The 21,697-nt window shown below is 29.0% G+C and carries 18 protein-coding genes and 4 tRNA genes; 16 read left to right on the forward strand and 6 right to left on the reverse strand.

Translation table 4 applies throughout. From position 1 onward, the window contains the following. Nucleotides 1-32 precede the first annotated feature (32 nt). Nucleotides 33-998 carry a prolyl aminopeptidase gene (gene pip / locus T385_RS0102090; RefSeq protein WP_029906114.1) on the reverse strand — a complete coding sequence of 322 codons (966 nt, stop codon included), beginning with the start codon at nucleotides 996-998 and terminating at the stop codon, nucleotides 33-35. After that, on the reverse strand, nucleotides 988-2,703 hold the full coding sequence (gene aspS / locus T385_RS0102095) for an aspartate--tRNA ligase (RefSeq protein ID WP_029906115.1): 1,716 nt from the start codon (nucleotides 2,701-2,703) through the stop codon (nucleotides 988-990). Before aspS ends, pip begins: the two co-directional genes overlap by 11 nt. Before the next feature lie 621 nt (nucleotides 2,704-3,324). On the opposite strand from aspS, the gene tuf reads away from it, so the two are divergent. The 10 genes from tuf to T385_RS0102145 all read left to right on the forward strand — a co-directional run bounded on the left by tuf (nucleotide 3,325) and on the right by T385_RS0102145 (nucleotide 8,391). Continuing rightward, nucleotides 3,325-4,515: an elongation factor Tu gene (gene tuf, locus T385_RS0102100; protein ID WP_029906117.1), complete on the forward strand. Its 1,191-nt coding sequence runs from the start codon at nucleotides 3,325-3,327 to the stop codon at nucleotides 4,513-4,515. A gap of 126 nt (nucleotides 4,516-4,641) precedes the next feature. Beyond that, a complete protein-coding gene (gene tsaE, locus T385_RS0102105) occupies nucleotides 4,642-5,046 on the forward strand; it encodes a tRNA (adenosine(37)-N6)-threonylcarbamoyltransferase complex ATPase subunit type 1 TsaE (RefSeq protein WP_029906120.1) in 405 nt (134 codons plus the stop codon). Further along, nucleotides 5,046-5,603: a tRNA (adenosine(37)-N6)-threonylcarbamoyltransferase complex dimerization subunit type 1 TsaB gene (gene tsaB / locus T385_RS0102110; RefSeq protein ID WP_029906122.1), complete on the forward strand. Its 558-nt coding sequence runs from the start codon at nucleotides 5,046-5,048 to the stop codon at nucleotides 5,601-5,603. The genes tsaE and tsaB overlap by 1 nt, the downstream gene beginning before the upstream one ends. After that, nucleotides 5,603-6,544 (forward strand): tRNA (adenosine(37)-N6)-threonylcarbamoyltransferase complex transferase subunit TsaD, encoded by a 942-nt coding sequence (gene tsaD, locus T385_RS0102115; protein WP_029906124.1) that lies wholly within the window; start codon nucleotides 5,603-5,605, stop codon nucleotides 6,542-6,544. Before tsaB ends, tsaD begins: the two co-directional genes overlap by 1 nt. Continuing rightward, nucleotides 6,537-7,298 carry a thermonuclease family protein gene (locus tag T385_RS0102120; RefSeq protein ID WP_051677962.1) on the forward strand — a complete coding sequence of 254 codons (762 nt, stop codon included), beginning with the start codon at nucleotides 6,537-6,539 and terminating at the stop codon, nucleotides 7,296-7,298. Before tsaD ends, T385_RS0102120 begins: the two co-directional genes overlap by 8 nt. A 72-nt stretch (nucleotides 7,299-7,370) precedes the next feature. Next, a tRNA-Gly gene (locus T385_RS0102125) sits at nucleotides 7,371-7,444 on the forward strand. Nucleotides 7,445-7,559: 115 nt separating this feature from the next. Continuing rightward, nucleotides 7,560-7,634 (forward strand) — tRNA-Asn (locus tag T385_RS0102130). Between the two features lie 7 nt (nucleotides 7,635-7,641). Further along, nucleotides 7,642-7,717 (forward strand) — tRNA-Glu (locus tag T385_RS0102135). 2 nt (nucleotides 7,718-7,719) lie between these two features. Beyond that, nucleotides 7,720-7,795 (forward strand) — tRNA-Val (locus T385_RS0102140). 155 nt (nucleotides 7,796-7,950) lie between these two features. Continuing rightward, nucleotides 7,951-8,391, forward strand: a complete 441-nt coding sequence (locus T385_RS0102145) for a carboxymuconolactone decarboxylase family protein (protein ID WP_029906128.1) — start codon at nucleotides 7,951-7,953, stop codon at nucleotides 8,389-8,391. A gap of 44 nt (nucleotides 8,392-8,435) precedes the next feature. Here T385_RS0102145 and T385_RS03570 read toward each other — a convergent pair whose 3' ends face one another. From T385_RS03570 to T385_RS0102160, 3 genes are read right to left on the reverse strand one after another with little or no spacing between them, the layout of a single operon-like run. Next, nucleotides 8,436-9,227 carry a signal peptidase II gene (locus T385_RS03570; protein WP_051677963.1) on the reverse strand — a complete coding sequence of 264 codons (792 nt, stop codon included), beginning with the start codon at nucleotides 9,225-9,227 and terminating at the stop codon, nucleotides 8,436-8,438. Then, on the reverse strand, nucleotides 9,217-11,895 hold the full coding sequence (gene ileS / locus T385_RS0102155; protein WP_029906132.1) for an isoleucine--tRNA ligase: 2,679 nt from the start codon (nucleotides 11,893-11,895) through the stop codon (nucleotides 9,217-9,219). The genes T385_RS03570 and ileS overlap by 11 nt, the downstream gene beginning before the upstream one ends. A 1-nt stretch (nucleotide 11,896) precedes the next feature. Next, complete coding sequence (locus tag T385_RS0102160; RefSeq protein WP_029906134.1) at nucleotides 11,897-13,510, reverse strand: CTP synthase; 1,614 nt, start codon at nucleotides 13,508-13,510, stop codon at nucleotides 11,897-11,899. A gap of 234 nt (nucleotides 13,511-13,744) precedes the next feature. Here T385_RS0102160 and T385_RS0102165 point away from each other — a divergent pair, with 234 nt between their 5' ends. From T385_RS0102165 to T385_RS0102180, 4 genes are read left to right on the forward strand one after another with little or no spacing between them, the layout of a single operon-like run. After that, nucleotides 13,745-14,017: an HPr family phosphocarrier protein gene (locus T385_RS0102165; protein WP_051677964.1), complete on the forward strand. Its 273-nt coding sequence runs from the start codon at nucleotides 13,745-13,747 to the stop codon at nucleotides 14,015-14,017. Between the two features lie 30 nt (nucleotides 14,018-14,047). Further along, entirely contained in the window at nucleotides 14,048-14,980 is a 933-nt protein-coding gene (locus T385_RS0102170; RefSeq protein WP_220094702.1) for an ABC transporter permease subunit, read from the forward strand. Continuing rightward, nucleotides 14,973-16,127, forward strand: a complete 1,155-nt coding sequence (locus T385_RS0102175) for an ABC transporter permease subunit (RefSeq protein ID WP_051677965.1) — start codon at nucleotides 14,973-14,975, stop codon at nucleotides 16,125-16,127. The genes T385_RS0102170 and T385_RS0102175 overlap by 8 nt, the downstream gene beginning before the upstream one ends. Before the next feature lies 1 nt (nucleotide 16,128). Beyond that, nucleotides 16,129-18,273, forward strand: coding sequence for an OppA family ABC transporter substrate-binding lipoprotein (locus T385_RS0102180; protein WP_029906142.1), 2,145 nt, complete (start codon nucleotides 16,129-16,131; stop codon nucleotides 18,271-18,273). A 26-nt stretch (nucleotides 18,274-18,299) separates the two neighbouring features. Here T385_RS0102180 and hisS read toward each other — a convergent pair whose 3' ends face one another. Further along, complete coding sequence (hisS, locus tag T385_RS0102185) at nucleotides 18,300-19,598, reverse strand: histidine--tRNA ligase (RefSeq protein ID WP_029906144.1); 1,299 nt, start codon at nucleotides 19,596-19,598, stop codon at nucleotides 18,300-18,302. Nucleotides 19,599-19,815: 217 nt separating this feature from the next. Here hisS and hrcA point away from each other — a divergent pair, with 217 nt between their 5' ends. Both hrcA and grpE read left to right on the forward strand, forming a co-directional pair. Then, nucleotides 19,816-20,838, forward strand: coding sequence for a heat-inducible transcriptional repressor HrcA (gene hrcA / locus T385_RS0102190; protein WP_029906147.1), 1,023 nt, complete (start codon nucleotides 19,816-19,818; stop codon nucleotides 20,836-20,838). Then, nucleotides 20,828-21,664 carry a nucleotide exchange factor GrpE gene (grpE, locus tag T385_RS0102195; protein ID WP_029906149.1) on the forward strand — a complete coding sequence of 279 codons (837 nt, stop codon included), beginning with the start codon at nucleotides 20,828-20,830 and terminating at the stop codon, nucleotides 21,662-21,664. Before hrcA ends, grpE begins: the two co-directional genes overlap by 11 nt. Nucleotides 21,665-21,697: the final 33 nt, after the last annotated feature.

The following is a 21,697-nucleotide window of genomic DNA, read 5'->3' on the forward strand; positions in this document are numbered from 1 at the left end:
CCACACTGGCGCGTGATTATATTTAATTAAAATTAGCTAAATTTTAATTTTAGTTCATCCATAATTTTGACTAGCTCTTTGCGGTTATTAGTGTCAAAAACGCTGTGTCCAGCTCTTCTTGTGATTTTTAAATTGCAGTTTTTTAACTTTTTCGATAGTAAATAAGCACCTTCTGGTAAAGTTACCCAATCATATTCTCCGTGCACAATAAATGTTGGAATTTCTTCATAAGCTTTAGAATTATCCAAAATGTAATTTTCAGGCATAAATGAATCATTAAAGAAAAAGTGATTTTCGATTAAAGCAATTTCAAAATATTTTTGTTTATCTTCACTTTCTTTTGGATAAGTATATTTTTTAACTGATGCAGAAGCCGATTCAAAGTATGCTCATTCTAAAAGGGCTTTTTCACGGATTTTCGGATCTCCACAATGCATTAATTCATGGTAGGCATGCACCATATTATGTCTTTTACTTGGTTCGATAACATTTTGGTAGCGCTCAAATTCGAATGGCTTATAAAATGATGCACCCTGTTGATATAATCAATCAATATCAATTTTTCTTGTTAAAAAAACGCCTCTAAGCACCATTGTTAAAATATTTTGAGGGTATTTAATGGCATAAAGTAAACTAAGAGTGCTACCTCATGAACCGCCGAAAAGAATTCATTTATCAATATTTAATGTTTTACGAACAAGCTCAAGATCTTCAACTAAATGCTGACTTGTATTATTAACCAGTGACATTTGGGGCACAGTTTTACCACATCCTCTTTGATCTAAAGTAACTATTTTATAGTATTTTGGGTCAAAAAAGCAATGTGCATATTTTGATGTTCCACCCCCTGGTCCACCGTGAATAAATATAACCGGAATGCCATCAGGATTACCGAATAATTCAACATGAAGCTCATAAATATTGTCACTAGTTTTTATTTTTTTAACTTCATAAGGTTTTATAAGAGGGTATAAATATTTAATTTTTTTAGGCTTCATTAGTTTCCTTTAACATTAAAAATAACTCATCAAGTTGACTTTTATCAACTGAACTTGGTGCATCGGTAAAAATATCTTGATTTTTAGCATTCTTTGGAAAGGCAATAACATCACGAATAGATTTTTCCTTCGCTAAAATCATAATAATTCTATCAAGACCTAAACCGATTCCGCAATGCGGAGGGACCCCATATTCTAAAGCCTTAATAAACCAACCGAAACGTGATTGTATTTGATCTTCGCTTAAGCCGACTAAATCAAACATCTTCTTTTGAGTTTTTGGATCATAAATTCTAGCTGAACCCGATCCCAATTCAAAACCATTTAAGACTAAGTCGTAGCTTCTTGCTCTAACTTGCGATAGGTCTAATTTATCCAATTCATCTATTTCATGGTCGAATTGGGTAAATGGGTGGTGGGCAGCATCTCAACGATTCTCTTCCTCATTGTATTCGAACATTGGTCAATTAACAATTCATGAAAAGTTAAATTCATTATCATCGGAATAATGATATATTTCATTTAAAGTTACCCGTAGAGCACCTAATGCCTTAGTTGCTTTATCAAAATCGTGTGCAACAATAAAGTATGATCCATCTTTGCTTCCTAATTCTTTATATAAATTAGCAACTGCTTCTGGTACTTTATTAGCAAAGTTTGTTGTTCCCAAAACGCCTTTATCATACGTAAAATAGAATAAAATGTTAGCTGAATTTTTGGTTGCTATTTCTTCTAAAACTTTAAATTCTTTTTTACTAATTATTGTATCCACATGTAATAAACGCTTAGCTTTAGCATTTTTAATGATATTAAAGTCTGTATCATTGCAAAAATAATCAATATCTTGAATTTTATAACCAAAGCGCAAATCCGGTTTATCTGACCCATAATCGCGTAAAGCATCAAAATAATTAACACGTTTGAATGGTATTTGAATTTCATGGCCTAGTTCATGCATTGCATATTTAAATAATTTTTCAATATAAGCTTGAAAATCTTCAACATTTTGATAAGCACATTCAATGTCTAACTGCGTAAATTCAGGTTGTCTATCTTTTCTGCTATCTTCATCTCTAAAACAACGAGCAAATTGATAATACTTTTCAAAGCCTGAAATCATCAATAATTGTTTAAACAGTTGTGGGCTTTGAGGCAAAGCTCAGAATTCATTAGCTTTTCTAGTCGGTACCAAAAAGTCTCTTGCTCCCTCTGGTGTACTTTTAGCTAGCATAGGAGTTTCAATGTCTAAAAAGCCATTTTGATGCATAAATTGACGGACAGCAAACATAAATTTATCTTTCAAAATAATATTTTTTTGCATTTTTGGGCGTCTTAAATCTAAGAAACGATACTTCATTCTTAGTTCTTCCTTGACGTCAATATCATCACGGATTGCAAACGGCAATTCATCTTGGCTTGGTGAAAAAAGTTTTCAATTATCAACTAAAACCTCAACTTCTCCCGTTTCAATATTTGCATTTTTTTGTTTTCTTTCAGAAACTATACCGCTAACTTCGATGACACTTTCTTTTGAAATATGGACATCTTCATGAAAAACGCATTGAATAATTCCATATCTATCCCTGAGATCAATAAAAGTTAGTTCCCCAAAACGACGTTTATTAGCCACAAAGCCAGATAATGTTACTTTTTGACCAACATTACTTATTCTCAATTCATTGTTATTAATTGTTTTTGAATGCATATCTAATCCTTAAAATACATAAAATTTATATATATAATTGTATATCAATATGAAATTATTGATTTAAGTAAATATAAATAAAAATTAAATGCTTTAGATTTTTATAAGTTAAGCCTATTACATTTTCTTTTTTATTCTAAATCATAATATATTTTTTAAATTTTAATGTTCCTAAAAATACAGTAGCACAGTGCTTTAAGAAAATTAATAATTAAAAGAAAAAAATATCTAATTTAAAACAGTACTGTTAAAAAGCTATAAAAAAATAGAACTTTTTTGGCAAAATGTAATTGAGACATTTTTTATTATATTTAAATATGATAGTAAATATTCGACATCTACAAACCAAAAGTTTTAATGATTTTATAAAACCACTCTCTAAATAAAATTGGTAGAAACCAATACTTCGTTTTTTATTTATTCAATCAGCTAATATAAATAATATAATTAATATAGTATCGATACTAAATATATTTATTATTATTTTTTATTTTGCTAAAATAGTCTTATATTACGCTAACATAACTATTGTTATGAATGGATAGGTTGCGACTGAAAGATCGCACTTTGGTTGGTTTTAGCGCTAAAATTAATTAATTTTTAACGAAAGGAAAATTACAAATGGCAAAATTAGATTTTAACCGTAATAAAGATCACGTTAACATTGGTACCATCGGACACGTTGACCATGGTAAAACTACTTTAACCGCTGCTATTGCAACTGTTTTATCTAAAAAAGGTTTAGCTGAAGCTCGTGACTACGCATCTATCGATGCTGCACCAGAAGAAAAAGCACGTGGAATTACAATTAACACAGCTCACATCGAATATGAAACAGAACCTCGTCACTATGCACACGTTGACTGTCCTGGTCACGCCGACTACATCAAAAATATGATTACCGGTGCTGCTCAAATGGATGGTGCAATCTTAGTTGTTGCTGCAACAGATGGTCCTATGCCTCAAACTCGTGAACACATCTTACTTGCAAAACAAGTTGGTGTTCCTCGTATGGTAGTATTTTTAAACAAATGCGATATGATTCCAGAATCAGACCAAGAAATGGTTGACTTAGTTGAAATGGACGTTCGTGAATTGCTTTCTAAATATGGATTTGACGGAGATAACACTCCAATTATTCGTGGTTCAGCTTTAGAAGCTCTTAAAGGCTCAGCTCAAGGTGAAAAATACATCGAAGAATTAATGGCTGCAGTTGACTCATGAATCGAAACTCCAGTTAAAGAATTTGACAAACCATTCTTAATGGCTGTTGAAGACGTTTTCACAATCACAGGACGTGGAACAGTTGCTACAGGTCGTGTTGAACGTGGAAGATTAAACCTTAACGAAGAAGTTGAAATTATTGGTTTTAAACCAACTAAAAAAACTGTTGTTACAGGTATGGAAATGTTCCGTAAAAACCTTAAGGAAGTTCAAGCTGGTGACAACGCTGGTTTACTTCTTAGAGGTATTGACCGAACATCAATCGAAAGAGGACAAGTTCTTGCAAAACCAGGATCAATCGTTCCTCACACAGAATTCACTGCTCAAATTTATGTATTAACTAAAGATGAAGGTGGACGTCACACACCATTTTTCAAAAACTACAAACCTCAATTCTACTTCCGTACAACAGACGTAACAGGTGGTGTTGAATTTGAAGCTGGCCGTGAAATGGTTACACCAGGCGAAAACGTTGAATTAACCGTTAAATTAATTGCTCCTATCGCAGTTGAAAACGGAACAAAATTCTCAATCCGTGAAGGTGGACACACAGTAGGTTACGGTAACGTTACAAAAATTATTAAATAATTTAAATAATAAAAAGATAAGGGTAGCCTTGTCTTTTTATTATTTTGTTCCCGTTTTTCCTTTGTTATAGTCGAAAAGGGAACAAAATCGTTTAAAAAATTTTATATATTAATGTAAAATAATATTATGCACTCTAATAAATTTAAATTCATTATTCCGCACGGAGAATCGCTGAAAAATGTTGCCAAAGAAATTCTTAAAAATACACAAAAAACTAAAGTTTTACTTTTAAATGGTGAATTGGGAAATGGTAAAACTGCTTTAGTAAAAGAAATTGCAAAGCAGATTGGAATAGAAGAAAAAATTACCTCTCCATCGTTTAATTATATAAAGGTTTATGATGGTCTTGTTCACATCGACGCGTATAATTTAACTGGAAATTTGGATGAATTTGAAGATTATTTTGAAGATAATATCATAGCTATTGAATGAGCCAATTTATTAGATATTAGATATAATAAATATATAAAAATAGATATTGTTATGGATGAAGAAAATAATCATATTTTCAATTTGGAGGTAGTTGAATAATGATTTTAGTTTTAGATACGGCAGTAGATGATTTTGCTCTTGCTCTTTTAGATAATAATTATAAGTTGATAGACAAAATTATTCTTAAGGGTTATCCAAAAAAAGTTGATTTAATACCTCAATATGTCAAACAGATTTGTTCCCAAAATGGCCTAACCATAGGAAAAATAGATACATTCATCACTAATTTAGGGCCAGGGTATTTTACCGGAGTAAGAATTTCATTGGTTTATTTAAGAACAATCGCTTTAGTTAGCCACGCCACAATAAAAACCTATTCAACTATGCAAATAATTAGACAACAAAATCCAAAAAAAGACTTTTTTATAACTAATGCGATGGGTAATAAATATTACTTTTATGCTAATGATAAATCAAATTTTGATATTAAAAATATTGTAATCAAAGAGGGCATATTTGAAAATTATGATTCAATAAATTATGATGATTTTTTTAATAATTTTAAAGATTATGTCTATAACTTTAAAAATTATGAAAATTTGCATGAAATTGAACCATACTACATAAAACTACCACAAATAGGATCAAAAAAATAATGTTAATTTTAGGTATTGAAACTAGTCATGACGATACATCTATCGCTTTATTAGAAGATGGAAAAGTATTGCACCAAGAAACAATTAGTCAAATCGATATTTTTGCTGCTTTTGGTGGCACGATTCCCGAATTATCCTCAAGGGAGCATGTTAAAAACATCAATTTAATTCAGCAAATCTTTTTAAATAAATTTGATTTATCCAAAATTGATTATATCGCGTACACAGAAAAACCGGGTTTGATAGGAACTTTACAAATTGGTTTTTTATTTGCTCATGCTTTATCTTTGGTTTTGAATAAACCATTAATTCCTATTAATCATTTGCACGGACATTTTTTCTCAGCAGCAATTGATAATGAAATTAAATTCCCTGCACTATGTTTATTAGTTTCAGGAGGTCATACTCAGATACTATTAATCCAAAACCCCTATGATATAGAAGTTTTGGGCGAAACATTAGATGACGCAGTCGGCGAATGTTTTGATAAAGTTTCATCAAGACTTAACTTAGGTTTCCCAGGTGGACCTAAAATTGATAAACTTTATCGAAGCTATCATGGCGAATTTATTAAGTTAACTGAACCACACACAGAAAATAAATATGATTTTTCATTTTCTGGATTAAAAAGTCAAGTTCTAAACTTATATAATAATTCCATAGCAAGAAAAAATAAAATTGATGAGGTTACACTAGCTTGTTCGTTTCAAGAACTTGCGGTATCATATTTAATAAATAAAATCAAATTAGCAACTGAAGATTTTCAATTCGAAACCTTAGTATTAGCAGGTGGTGTAAGTGCTAATACAGAGCTAAGAAAGAGATTTTTAAAACTTAGCCCCAAGGCAATTATTCCTGATTTAAAATACGCAACCGATAACGGAGCAATGATAGCGATGTGTGCATATCAACAACTAAAATGAAAAGGCATTAATGAATAAAAAAAGGCTAGCTACAGCATTTTTGGTAACATTACAACTACCATTAATTACATTTTCGTGTGAATATAAAAACCATCAAGAATTAGAAAAAGAAAAACCTAAAAAGATTGATACTAAAAAAGATCAGATTAAAAAAGAGATAGACAAATTAGATTTTATTGATCATAAAAATAAACATTTACAAATCAAGATTAATAAAAAAAGGGAATTAAAAATCAATCAAGCCACTGAGGTTCAAATTAGTAGAACAATTGATGGTGATACATTTGAAATTATTAATCCTAAAAAAGATGGAACAACAAGAATACGCTTTTCAGGTGTTGACACTCCAGAAAAATATAACCCTAAAACCAAAGAATTAACTAAAGGCGTACAATATGAATATGCCTTAAAAGCAAGTAATTACACTGAAAACTTCGTTCGAAGTAAAAAAATCACAAATATTTATATTGTTCCACAAAAAACTAGTTCAAGCCCAATTGGTGGCGAAGATATTTATGATCATTATGGCAGGGTGGTTGCTATAATTTACGGCTTAGACAAAGACAATAAAGTGATAAATCTAAATTATGAATTAGTTAAAAATGGTTTTGCTCTTAAAAAATATATTTCACTTAACCCATATAATCGCTTTTATACCACAAACAAAGATTATTATTATTTATTAGAATATGGCCAAAAACAAGCTAAAAATAATAAAGTAGGTATTTGAGAACATGAAAAATTATTAACACAAATATACCCAAAAAATTAATAAAACTTAACGTATAATATTTCATTTTTTATTTTTTATAATTAAAAAAACTATTATAATAATATGGCTATCGCAAACGTAATTTAATGGCAAAATTCTAGCTTGCCATGCTAGTAATGGGGGTTCGATTCCCCTCGTTTGCTCCATATGTTAAATCGCCACACCATTATGGTGTTTTTTATTTTTATATAGTTTAAAAAAAATAAAAAAATATTTGTATTTTTAAATTTTATATTATAATAAATAAGCAATTTTATAGATGCCGATTTAGCTCAGCGGTAGAGCAGCTGGCTGTTAACCAGTTGGTCGCAGGTTCGATCCCCGCAATCGGCGCCATTTATAAGGTCTGTTGGTGAAGCGGTTAACACACATGGTTTTCATCCATGCATACACGGGTTCGATTCCCGTACAGACTGCCATTGGAGAATTAGCTCAGCTGGGAGAGCGTCGCCCTTACAAGGCGGATGTCGTGGGTTCGAACCCCTCATTCTCCACCATTTACTAGCATCGCTAGTTTTTTTTATTCTTTTTTTTATTTATAAATAATTAATAATAATTATTTTATTTAGTTTGTTTTTTATCTTAATTTTCTATTTTTTTGTTAATGTTTAAATATAATATAATCATAAAAGTTTGAAAAGAGGAGTAAAAAATGACTAAAAGATTAACTATTTCTAAAATTGATGCAAAATTGCTTGATGGGGCAAGCATTACAACACAATACGTCAATAGCAAAAATCTTTCAATGATTTTGCTAGAATTGATCAGAGTAAGAACTTCACAAATTAATAAATGCGCTTATTGTTTAGATATCCACACTAAGTTAGCAATTGAAGCAGGAGAAACTGAAAGAAGAATTTTTTCTTTACCAGCATGAGAATTATCGCCATTATTTAGTTCAAAAGAAAAAGCAGTTTTACAAATGACAGAAGAAATTGCTAAAGTTCACGAAAATGGCGTAACTGACCAAACATATGATGAATTAACAAAACATTTTACAAACGAAGAAATTGCCGTTCTTGTTACTGCAGCTATTAATATTAATATGTGAAATCGTTTTATGTTATTTTCTAAAGTTGAACACAAAAATTAAAGTGGTTAAACCACTTTTTTTATTAAAAAAATTAAGGCTTTGCCTTAATTAATTAAGTCTTCTTCATCGTCTGGATTTATCACGAAATCATTCGGTTCATTGTTTTGTTCGATTTTTCCGCTTGCTTGGTTATTTTCAATATTAGCTTTAGCTTGTTGTTCTTTTTCTTTTTTCTCTTGCACAATTTCAACTATTAACGAAATAATAAAATAAATAACGGCTGCAATTGAACCAACAACTAAAAATACATCAGCAAAATTAAATGTACCAATATTTTGCCCCTTTAATTTTTCTAATCAGGGTACTCATAGAATATCTTTAACATTACCTTTAAAGAAAAACCTGTCAAACATATTACCCGCAACACCAGAGTTGATAATTGCCACAAAAATTATTACTAATCAGTTTTCGCTTATTAAAGGCACAAATATAAACAATAAAAATAAAATCACTGAGACGATTTGAACACCAACAATAACTGCTGTTGTTTTTTTTGATATTATTGTGACACCATAGTGAGCAAGAGACCTAAAACCAATTATATTTAAATCGATTATATCGGTTGAAATATTTTGGGCAAAATCGCCACCATTAGTGTAAGGGTTACCGGTCGAATGATTAAAAATTAAATTTTTTGTAACTTGATCTAATATTAATAAGACAGCAAAAATAGAAAAGTAAACTAAATAATTAATAAGAATTTTTTTAGGGTTTTCTTTGCACCTTGTCGCAATACCCTTGCTAAAGCTAGTGAATTTTTGGGCTACATTAGTTCAAAAATCATTTCATTTTTGCTTGAAGGTTTTATCACCAGGTTTGAATTCTTTACTTGCCATCATTTTCCTTAATTATGCTGTAGCATAGCAAACATAGGTTGTCCTTAATTTGATCCACATAATAATGATTTCAACATCTTACACACTTTTGCGATTCAAAGACTTCTGCCTTAGTTTCCGAGCCAAATTCAACTTGTCCAACCATTAGAAGAACTCTTAAATCAAGTGATTTAATAAAATCGCTATTTGTATTAATAGTTAATTTAAGCTCATTACTACGTTTGATTTGGCCAGATTGAATAAACTTTTCAATTAGCAAGTTAACTTCATCTCTTAATGAGAAAAATTCTTGTCATTTATCAACAATCTCATGATCATATGGCTTAATTTCATCCATATTTTCAAGATGAACCGAATCAACTTTATTATTAAAGTTTGCATTCTGATATGCATCTTCTGCAGTAGTCGGTAAAATCGGTGCAATAGCTTTAATTAAAAAGCTTGCTATTTCATAAAAATTCAATTGAGTCATCAGCCTTTTTGTTGAATTTGATTTTTCAATATATAAAATATCCTTAGTTATATTTAAGTAAAAACTTGAAAGATCTACAACATAGTTATTAATTATTTTAACCACATTCATAAATTTATATTCATCATAAGCTTCTTTGACTTCAGCTTTTATTTTTTCTAATTCTTCTTTAATATAGGCATGAACACCAACTCTTTTAAGTGAGGGATCATAAGAATAATCATATAAATTAGCTAAAAGGAATCTAATTGTGTTACGTAATTTTCTATAAAGATTTGATGATTGCATCAAAATGTCTTCGCTGATAGTTACATCATTAGTGTAATCTCCATTTGCCACTCATAATCTCAAAATATCAGCACCATGTTTTTGAATGACTTTAAGCGGATCAACGGTATTTCCTTTTGACTTAGACATTTTTTCGCCTTTACCGTCTAAAACAAAGCCGTGGCTTAAAATCATTTTATATGGGGCTTCACTAGAATAAGCTATGCTGTTGATAACCGAAGAGTTAAATCAGCCTCTGTATTGGTCACTACCTTCTAAATAAAGATCAAAAGGTGTACTGTGCTCTAACATTTCAGCAATGCTAATAAACGAACTACCTGAGTCAAATCATACGTCCATTATATCTTTTTCACGTGTGTAGCCCTTGTTTCGGTATTCTTCGGGAAGCAACATATCTGTATCATATTCCCATCAAACATCCGCGCCATTTTCTTCAACTAATTTAATTACATAATCAAAAATATCTTCTTTGATGACTGCTTTTTGATTTTCATCATAGAAAATAATAATTGGTACACCTCATGTTCTTTGACGACTAATTGTTCAATCGCGACGTTCTCCAATCATTCCAATCAAACGCTTTTTAGCTCATTCTGGATAGGTTGTAATTTTTTCTAAGGCTGTAATAATTTGTAATTTGATTTGTTCAATTGAAACAAATCATTGTGGAGTTCCTCTAAATAAAATTGGTTTATTAGTTCTTCAATCATGTGGATATGAGTGGCTTAATTCAGTTGCATAAACTAATAATTTTAGATTTTTAAGCTCTTCAATAATTAGCGAGTTGGCTTTTTCATAAAATTGACCAGCATATTTACGACCTTCGTCATTAATAACACCATCGTCACCAACATGCATAATATTAACTAAGTTGTTTTTATTTCCAATCATGAAGTCATCTTCACCGAAAAGAGGGGCAATATGAACTAAACCGCTTCCGCTTTCTAAATTAACATGGTGTCCAAAAACAACTGGACATTCATTATGGTTTAAAGGTGAAATATAAGTCATTCCTTTAAGCTCAAGAGCAGAGATTTTAGTTATTACATTAAGATTCTCGACACCAAAAACTTGTGACATTTTTGTTGATAATTCCTCAGCTATAATGTATTTTTGGTCATTTATTTCAACTAAAATGTAGGCAATATTTTCACCCACGGCAACACCAGCATTAGCTAATAATGTTCATGGAGTAGTTGTTCAAATAATTAATTTATCTCCAGGATTAATTTTGCTGTGATTTTGATTATTTTTAATTTCGAAAGCAACATAAATCGAAGGGCTAATAACATCATGATAAACAACTTCGGCTTCAGCTAATGCCGACTGTGAAGATGGAGATCAATAAACGGGCTTAAGGCCTTTATAAACTAAACCAGAAAGCACCATTTTTTTAAATAATTTGAGTTGGTTAGCAACATAGTTGGGATCAAGTGTGATGTATTTTTGTTCTAAGTCGCTAAGTAATTGTAATTGTTCAAATTGTGATTTTTGAGATTCAACTTGTTTTAAAGCATATTCCTTAGCTTTTTTACGAAGCTCTAGAGGTGGTAATGATTTGTGACTTAAATGTGCCTCTTGGAGCATTTTATGTTCAATTGGAAGCCCATGAGTATCTCACCCTGGAATAAAAGGAGCATAAAAACCATTCATTGATTTGTAACGAATAATAAAGTCTTTTAGAATTTTATTTAATGCATGTCCTATATGGATGGCACCATTTGCGTAAGGTGGGCCATCATGCAAAATAAATGATGGATTATTTTTGTTTTTTTCTAAAACCCTAGTATACAGCTTATTTTCGTGTCACTTTTTTCTATATTCTGGTTCTTTAGTTGATAAATTAGCCCTCATATCAAATGTTGTTTGGGGCATATTTAAAGTATCTTTATAATTATTTTCACTCATATTAACTCCTTTTTATTTTTTTAGTGCTTTTAATAAATTCATCAAACAGCGGATTTGATGAAAGTACCCGAGTAGAAAACTCTGGGTGATATTGAACCCCCACGTAAAAAGGATGATTTTTAAGTTCGCAAATTTCTGCATTGTCAGTTTCAGGGTGTCTACCACTGAAACTGAATTCATCATCTTGTAATTTCTCTCTATATTCCACAGCAACTTCATAACGATGACGATGGCGAGCTTTAAAAATATCATTACCATATATTTTTGCAGCTAGTGAGTTTGGTTTAGCTTGCACAGAATCTGAACCAAGTCTAAGAGTGCCACCTATAGGCATTTTGTCTCCATTTTCATAGAAAGGTTTTAAAATGAAAGTTTGTTTTTGTTTATTATTTTCAAATTCTTTACTAGTAGCATTTAAAATCCCTTTTTTGCGCGCATGAGCAATAGTCATAGCTTGAAAACCTAGACATATTCCCAAGGTTGGAATTTTTTTATCTCTAGTGTAATTAGCAATAAATACTTTTTGTTCGAAAGCTCGATAACCAAAACCAGGTAAAATTACAACTCCATCATATTGCTTCATGATTTCATCAACATTACTTTGATTAATTGCATCAGCATCCATCATGGTATATTTAAGTTCAGTATTTTGATGTGTTGCTGAAATTTTTAAACTACTTACAATTGATAAATAGGCATCTTCTAATGCTGTATATTTACCGACTAATAATAAATTTGTATGCGATTTTTTTGGCTCCATGACTTTAGAAACATAGTTAGCTCACTGATTATTAGCTTCATTATTAATTGGTTTTTTGATGCCAAAATGGCTGTAGATAAGCTTTAAAATGTGTTGCTCATGTAAGAATAAAGGTATTTGATAAATATTTGCTATATCTGGAATATTAATAACAGCTTCCTCTTTAAGGAAGGCACTTTCTGCCATTTTCTTAATAATAGAATTATTAACTGGTCCTTGTGAACGAAGTAGCAATAAATTAGGATTAATTCCGAATGAACGCAATGTTGCAATCGAAGCTTGTGATGGTTTAGATTTATATTCTCCTGATGAGTTTAAAAACGGAACAAAAGATAAGTGAGCAAAAAATGTTTGTTTAGGGTTCATCATCTTAAATTTAGACATAGCGTAAATATATGGACTACTTTCAATATCACCAACAGTTCCACCTATTTCGATCAGAATAAAATCTGTTTTATATTTTTTAGCTAAGCTAAGTAAAATGTTATTTATTTCATCAACGACGTGCGGCACAATTTGAACAGTTTTACCACCATAAATTCCTTGTCGTTCTTTCTCAAAAATTTTTGAATAAATTTTTCCTGAAGTGAAGTTGCTTTCTTTGGTAAGTTCAACATCAATGAATCTTTCATAGTGGCCTAAATCAAGGTCAGTTTCGCCTCCATCACTAGTCACATATACTTCACCATGTTCAATAGGCGACATAACTCCAGGATCAATATTTAAATATGGGTCAAATTTAACAACAAAAACGCTGTGGCCTTGTGCTTTTAGTAGATTTCCAATGCTTGCGTTGGTAACGCCTTTGCCAAGCCCAGATAGAACTCCTCCAGTTGTAATGATATATTTAGTCATAATACCTCCATTAATACAATATTTTATATTAATATTTAAATAAAAAATTAAATATATATTGTTTTATTAAGAGAATAACGATTATAAAAAAATTATTTTTATATTTGGCTAAAAATACAATAGCACAGCAATTTTAGTAAAATATAAAATGATAAATTTATTATTTAAAAATATGAAGCAACTTTTAGTATAATATAATAATAAAATAATTTAAGATAGCTTTTTGGAGGTAAAATGACTAAAATAGTTAATAAAATTATTAAATCACAGATAGGTATAGATGCCTTATTAGCTAGCCAATTGACATCATTATCTTCTCAATTCGCTAGCGATATTATTATTTCATTACCGAAATTAGGAAAATCAGGTGATTTAAAATCTTTAATTAATTTAATGTCATTAAACATTAGATTACATGATGAAATTGAAATTAAATTCGTAGGAAGTGATGCGGAAAAAGCTGCAAATTTAATTGTAGAATTTTTAGAAAACGAAAAAATTTGCTAGTTTAAAAAAGAGATGAGCATAAATAAATATTTGGTTAAAAAAATTATTCTCACAATCTTATCGATACTTATAAGTATCGTTTTTGCTTATATCGCAGTAAATTTATTTTTAAGTAGCGAAAAACCCTTATTTATAGGTTTTTTAGACTTTTTTAAAAATATTTTTCGTGGTTTTGGTCCTATAAATAATATTCAGTTGCAAACTTCATTTAATAATTCAATAGAACTATTTTGAAATTACTATGCTGTTTCATTTGGTTTTTTACTTGTTTCATTTATTATTGCTTTATTTTTAGGATTTATTTTCGGATGTATTAGTGCTTATAAAAACAATACAAATATTGATAGTTTTTTTTCAATAATAATTTTTGCTTTAGCCGCAATACCGACCTTTATAATTGCGCCAATTCTTTTAGTTATTGCAGAAATAAACGATATACCAATTATGCCTGTAACTATTTCAGAATATGGATTTGGTTTTTTTATTCTCTCATACACCTTTCCTGTTTTACTTCTTTCACTAACTGGATTAGCTTTTATGGCTATTGTTGTAAAAAAAGCAACATTAATAATTTTGTCTTCTGATTATATTTTAATTATGAAGGCATCAGGTCTTTCGTCTAAAAGCATCTTTTTTAAAGGTGTTTTGAAAAATCTAATAGCAGAAATCAGTTTATATTTAATGCCTCTTTTATTGCTTTTGGATAGTTATTCATTAATTATAGAAAGAATATTCCAAATACCAGGCCAATCCATAATTTTACTTTCTCTTTTTAAAATTAAAGAAATCAATACCATAATGTGTTTGATGTTTTTTAAGATTATAATTTTCTTTTCTTTAAACTTTTTTGCTGAATTAACTTATGATTTCATAAGAGTCGATATAACTAAAATGTATTTTAGCAGGATTGTTTTGCATTATAAAAAGAAAAAATTTTTCAAAAAGGGGGTATTAAATGCATAATTTTTCAAATCGTCATCACCCTCATTTACCTCAAAATAATAATAAAGATAAATTCCACAAAAGCCTTTTTCATTTAACTACTCATGAACATAATTCAAATAATTTTGCTTTCCAAAAAAGTACCTTTAAGCTTTTTTTTAATCGTTTTAGCAATAATAAAATCGCGATTATTGCAGTAATTATTTCGTTTTTATTATCACTATTTTTAATATTATCGGCCATTTTTTATAGACAGCCTTACAACGAAAGTGTACAAAATAGCTTCTTATTTTATAACTTGCCTAATGCTAGCAATCCACAAACATTCCAAAAATTCAATTATAATGATCCAATGATTAATTTTATTGTTGAACACCATAAAATCAATAACGATATCATAAAATCTTTGGTTCAAAGCAATGATCAAATTTTAATAACATATGATCCATATGCCCTTATTTACAGTGTTTTTGGGAAAAAAGTTTATTATGTTTTTGGCACCGATGCAAATGGATTTGATTTATTTTCTTTATTCATCAATTCACTTGGTTTTTCAATTCTAATCACCATAATAGCTGGTCTAATTCAACTTTTCATAGGCGCAATATTAGGAACCTATTTAGGTTATTTTGCACTAAAAAATATTTCTAAACTAAGTTCATACTTATTTAACACTGTGGCTATAATTCCATATTTAATCTTAGCATTTTTAATCTTTAATTACACTGGTTATTCGCATGTAAATGCTATTTTGATTTTAGGATTGCTTGGTACAATATCGGTTTTTTATTCAGCTTTTGCTTATAGCAATGAACTTAAAAACAAAGAATTTATTAGCTCATATATTGTTAGTGGTTTATCAAACAATAGAATTATTTGAAAAATAATAATGCCTCAAATCTTATTTAAATTATTAAGCGTTTTAACAGATAATATTGCCTTAATGTTATTGACTTTAGCAGCCTTAGCATTTTTCAATATAGAAAATATTATTAAATATGCTAACATAGGAAATGTTTTTAAAAATGTCCTTGATCAATTAGATAATGTAGTCTATACAGTTTTTGTTATCTCCCTAACATCTCTTTATATTGTTTTATTAAAGATTATTGGATTAAATTTATACGTTGCTTCTATCCCTGTTTTTGGTCGAAAGGCTGGTAATTAAAATGAAAAAGAGAATACTAATTTTAACCCCATTAATTGCCTTGCCCTTTAGCTCAATTTCATGTTTTAATGTGCGAGCAAAAGCTGATGCATCACATTATATTATTCAATATAATGACGTGAATGATTTAGAAGACGGCGGAATAATAAATAGAGTAAAGCGTGTCGAAAAGCACTATGAATCAGCACTTTTTGCACCATTGATTAGATGAAAATATCACGGTAAGGCTAGATATGATTATGTAAATAATGAATATTATCGTGTGACATTAAAGTCATTAGAGTTTGCTTTAGCTAAAGAAGTTATTTTAGATGTTAATGGCACAACAATTTCATTTACTAAGGACGAAATCGATCAGAAATTAAGAAAAAAAGCCAATCAAAACGGAATAGTTAATGCTTATTCTGATGATAAAAATAATATTAATAGTGAAAATTTCTTTTCTTCACTAGCAAAGGCTAAAAAAATTACTTTTGTATTAAAAGATAACTTATATTTTGTAGATAATAACGGCAACAAAACTAGTTATAGAGTAGATGCCAAAAGCTTTTGAAATTCACTTAATTACGAAGATAATTTTGAAAAAGTCAAAAAATTACATAAAGAACTATCTATAAACATACCAAAAGAAGTAGATTTTAAGGAAAATAAAATAACATTTTTAACTAATGAATCATTAGAAAATTTTATTTTGAATGAATTACCAAATAATCTTGTATACAGTGCTTTTGGACACAAGAATATTAAAAATAAAAATATTAACAATTTACTTTTTGCAGGTCCATTTATCTTAAAGGAAAATAAACCAAACATCCAAAAATTCATAAAAAATGAAGAATACAAAGCTTCAAACAACGGAATTAATAAAATAAGTATTAAATTTAATCCACTTCCAATTGACAGCCAAACTTTTCGATTGCAACTATTTAATGGTTTCAGGCAAAATTTAATTTCACAAGCGCCATATAATGAATTTAATTCTAAACAACAAAAAGAAATATCTCAGCTTTTTAAATTATATGGATTGACATTTTCAATACCAAATTCAACCAATACAAACACTATAAAAACTTGATGAAATAATGAATTGGATTTGTCTAAAAATATCTATTTTAATGATGTATTAGCAAAATTTTATTTTGGTTATGATATTGACAAAATTAAACAAAATCCGTCATTAGCTAAAGAAAATTATTTTAATTATAATTCAATTATTTTCAGGAATGTATTCAGTAATATATTTAATACAAAGACATTGGCAAATATCTTAAATAAAAGAAATTATTGAAATTCATTAATTGGGCAAAACTTATTATTTGATAGTATAAATGCAGCTACAACAAATGCTAAAAAAACCTATGAATATAGATATTTAATCAATCAAAAATGAATTTGAGAGACAAAAAATAATAAATTTAATTTAATAGTTAAACACACTGAATATGGACCGAACAATGATATTGATAACTTTTTTAAAAATGAAAATATTATTGATGTAAGTAAACAAATAAAATCTCCGGATTTTGAAATTTACAAAGAAATTTTAAAAAATAATATTGATGATTTTTATATACAGAATCCAAAATATAAAAATCAAAAAATGAGTTTTTCAATACCTGTTTATGCAGAAAAAAACTCTTTTTTAGACTCTTTTTATGAAAAACTAATAAATTTATTTAATTCTATTGATCCAAGGTTAAATGTATCTTATCATTACGCCAAACAAAATGATTTAAATGCTATTTTAAGATATAAAACAATAGAAACAAATATTAATACATTTAGCCAATATTTAAAACAAATTATTAATGATTCTTCCATTTCATCTATACTACAGTCATTCTGGCAAAATGAGAATATAATAAATTCTACTAAAATAAAAAATATATTACAACCTCTAAAAATATTATTGACTAGCCAAGATGCAAATAAAGATAAACAAATAATTAAATTTGCTCAAAGTCTTACCACCGAAGAACAATTATCCTTAATTAAGGCCCTTGATTTAGTTATTGGAGTATTCCCAACTGAAAATAATACAGCTTATGTTAATGATTTTGATCAAGAAATTGTCCAATTTTATTATGAAAAACCTTTAAATGACCAAGGAATTACTAATTTTCAAGATATTATTGTTAATGATTAAAAAAGTCCACGCACGGACTTTTTTAATTATTCTTCCTCAATTTCAATTTGATTTAGTTTTTCTAAACCATTATCAGCTAAAAAATCTAATAAATCCATGTACCCATCTTCATTATAAGCGAAATAAATTTTATCTCCGGATTCTAATGATTTAACTAAGAAAAGGTTTTCTTTTGCAGGATCATCAAAGATAACAAATTTCGCGTTATTCTTTTCGGCTTTTTCGAAGATTTTTTTACTTTTTAAAGGGTTTTTAACAAATTCAGTACGTATATTTAGGCTTCTAAGCTCATTAGCTAAAGAAAACATTTTTGGCATTTTATCTTCAGAGGTTGAAGCCATTAATATATCAATTGACTCAGCATCGTAATTGCTTTTTTTGTCTAAAATTAGCTCTGCGCTGCGGTCTACTCCAAATCCTCATCCTGCAGCCGAAGTATTTGGTCCTCCTAGTTCACTAACTAAATTTGAATAGCGTCCACCAGCTATTAATGTGGCTTGTGTCCCTGCTTCATCAGCGGTTGAAACAAACTCGAAAACGACATTATCATAATAATCTAGACCTCTAACTAAATTAGTATCAATCTCATATTTGATGTCATTTTCTTTTAATATTTTTAATACATCATCAAAATATTTCTTGCTTTTTTCGCTTAAAAAAGGAGTTATTTTAGGAGCATTTTTAACAAAAGGCTTAAAGTTTTCGTTTCTGTCATCCAGTATTCTTAATACATTATTTTCGAGGCGATCCAAGCTAATTTCTGTTAACTGTTCTTTATAATTTGAGAAATATTCTCTTAAGTTTTTTTGATATTTTTCTCTTTCTTCCATTGTGCCTATTGAATTAATTTTCAAAGTATAAGGTAAATCTAAAATAGTTAAAATTTGGCTAGCTAAAATGATTAATTCAGCATCAGTATAGGCATTTTCGTCAGAAATTACTTCAACTCCCGCTTGATAAAACTGGCGTTGACGTCCTTTTTGAGGACGTTCATAACGAAACATTGGGCCAAAGTAAGCGAACTTATTATTTTTTAATGTTGCATATCATTTATTTTCAACCAAAGCCCGCACAAATCCTGCTGTTCCTTCTGGTCTTAAAGCTATTTTTCTATCACCTTTATCAACAAATTCATACATTTCTTTTTTAACAATATCGCTAGAAGCAACTGATCTTCGATATAGTTCGCTTGGTTCAATTATTGGCGTATCTATCAAATTAAAATTATAATTATGTGAACTAGAGATAAAAACATTACGAATTAATTCATAAACAGACATTTCTTGTGGATTTAAGTCTCTTGTACCTTTAATTTTATTAAACATATTAGCTCCTTTAGTTAATAATCTTAATTATATTCTAATATCTACAATAATTAAATATAACAATGAATAAAATGATAATTATATTAGCAGAATAATGTAAATTGTTTGATTTCTTATTTTCGTTTGTTCCCGTTTTGACTATAGCACAGTTAAATTGGTAATATTTTACTTTTAGCACTCTTATTATCTTATTGCTATTTTCTAGTATAATTAATTTATGCTATATTTACATGAATTAGACCCGGAAGAAAGACAATTATTGCGCTTAATAGTTGAAGATTATATTAGCACCGGTATCCCAATCGGTTCAAAATATCTAATAGAAACTCATGGCTTAAAAATGTCATCAGCTAAAGCTAGATATATTATGAAGGACTTAGAAGACAAAGGTTATTTACAAAAAACTCACACCTCAAGCGGAAGAATTCCTTCAAATATTGGCTATAATTATTATGCAGAGTTTTTAGTATCTAAAGATACTGAAGCAATCAAAAACCATATTAGCGATATTTTTGCTAAAAGAAGAGTTGGAATTGAAACAACAATTCAAGAAGCTGCTAACATAATTTCAGATGCGGCTGGCATCACATTAGTCACAAGCGAAACTAACGAAGATGCAACATTAAAAAGCATCCAACTAGTACCACTAACCGAAAATCAAGCTACAGTCATTTTAGTTACTTCTTATGGCGAAGTTTCACATAAGACAATTAAATTTAGTTCTCGTGAATGTTCAATGGATGATTTAAGAATCGCAATAAGAGTATTCAAAGAGAGACTAATTAACGTACCAATTTTACAATTGCCTATTTATGTTAAAAGTATTTCACCAATTTTAGCTAACTACATTAAAAATTATGAAGGTCTGATTCATAATTTCGTTACAGAAGTATTCAATTTTGAGCTTAAAAACAAAAATATTGTTTATGGCAAAGGAAACATTATTCTTGCGGATGAAATTTCAAGAACTGATCTAACTAAAATCTTGCATTATATTGAAACGGAGTCAATTTGAAAAACAATCGAAAAGCATTTCGACGATGATAGCAATATACGTATCAGTGTAAATCCAGATCACAGTGCAATAATCACTAAAAAATTACAAAAAGGCGGAAAAATAACTGAAATATCTGCTATTGGAACCGATAAAATGGACTATCGCAAAAGTTTAAGTGCCTTACAACTATTAGAAGAAATAATCGAGCAAGATGAAAAAGGAAGAATAGACTATGAACATTAATGAATTTAAATTTTTTAATGAAGGGGATGAAATTATCTATACTCTAATTGTCGAAAACCCTAAAAATAAAAAAGAGTATAAAAAATATTCAAATTCTGATTGCCACTTAATTTTAGGCAATAAAGTAACATGACAAGAAAAGATAATTAGCGAAAACCTCATCAATACAGAGCTAAAAGAAACAATTACCTTAAAAATCATGATGCCCTCAGACTTTGAAATTAAAGCATGACAAAATCATGAAATAATCTTCAAAATTAAAATAACAAATTTTACTCCTAAGTCTGTACTAGGCTTAATTAAGGAAAATTTACTTCAAGAATCTCAAATCAAAAAAACAGAAAACATTCTTTCTGAAATGTCTGCGAAGCGCAATTCGATGTTAAAAGAGCAAGCAGTATTAGAAGTTAAACTTGAAGGTTTAAAAAACGAATTAGAAATTAAGAAAAATGTCTTTGAAAAAGAGCTTTTAAATGTTAAAAAACATGGCTTACAAAAATATTTTGAAGAATTTATACCAACATACTCAACCTTACAAAGAGCTGTTATCTCAGGATTGCAAAGCAATAATAAAGATGTTAAAAATTATGTTATGGGCTTCACTATGGTTTTAAAAATGATCGAAAACGTCTTTGCACGCTTTGGATTAGTCGAAATTGAGCCAAACATTGGAAGCGAATTCAACCCAGAATTACATAAAGTTTTAAATGTTAAAAATGATAAGACAGTTGGTGATAACATTATTATTGAAGTAAATGATAAAGGCTATAAACTTAATGACAGAGTTATCAAATATGCTGATGTCACGATCAATAGAAATGTTTAAAATAACATTAAAAAACGGCTAAATACCGTTTTT

Origin of the sequence: Mycoplasmopsis opalescens ATCC 27921 (assembly GCF_000712185.1) — a bacterium.
In the GTDB taxonomy this organism is placed as follows: domain Bacteria; phylum Bacillota_I; class Bacilli_A; order Mycoplasmatales; family Metamycoplasmataceae; genus Mycoplasmopsis; species Mycoplasmopsis opalescens.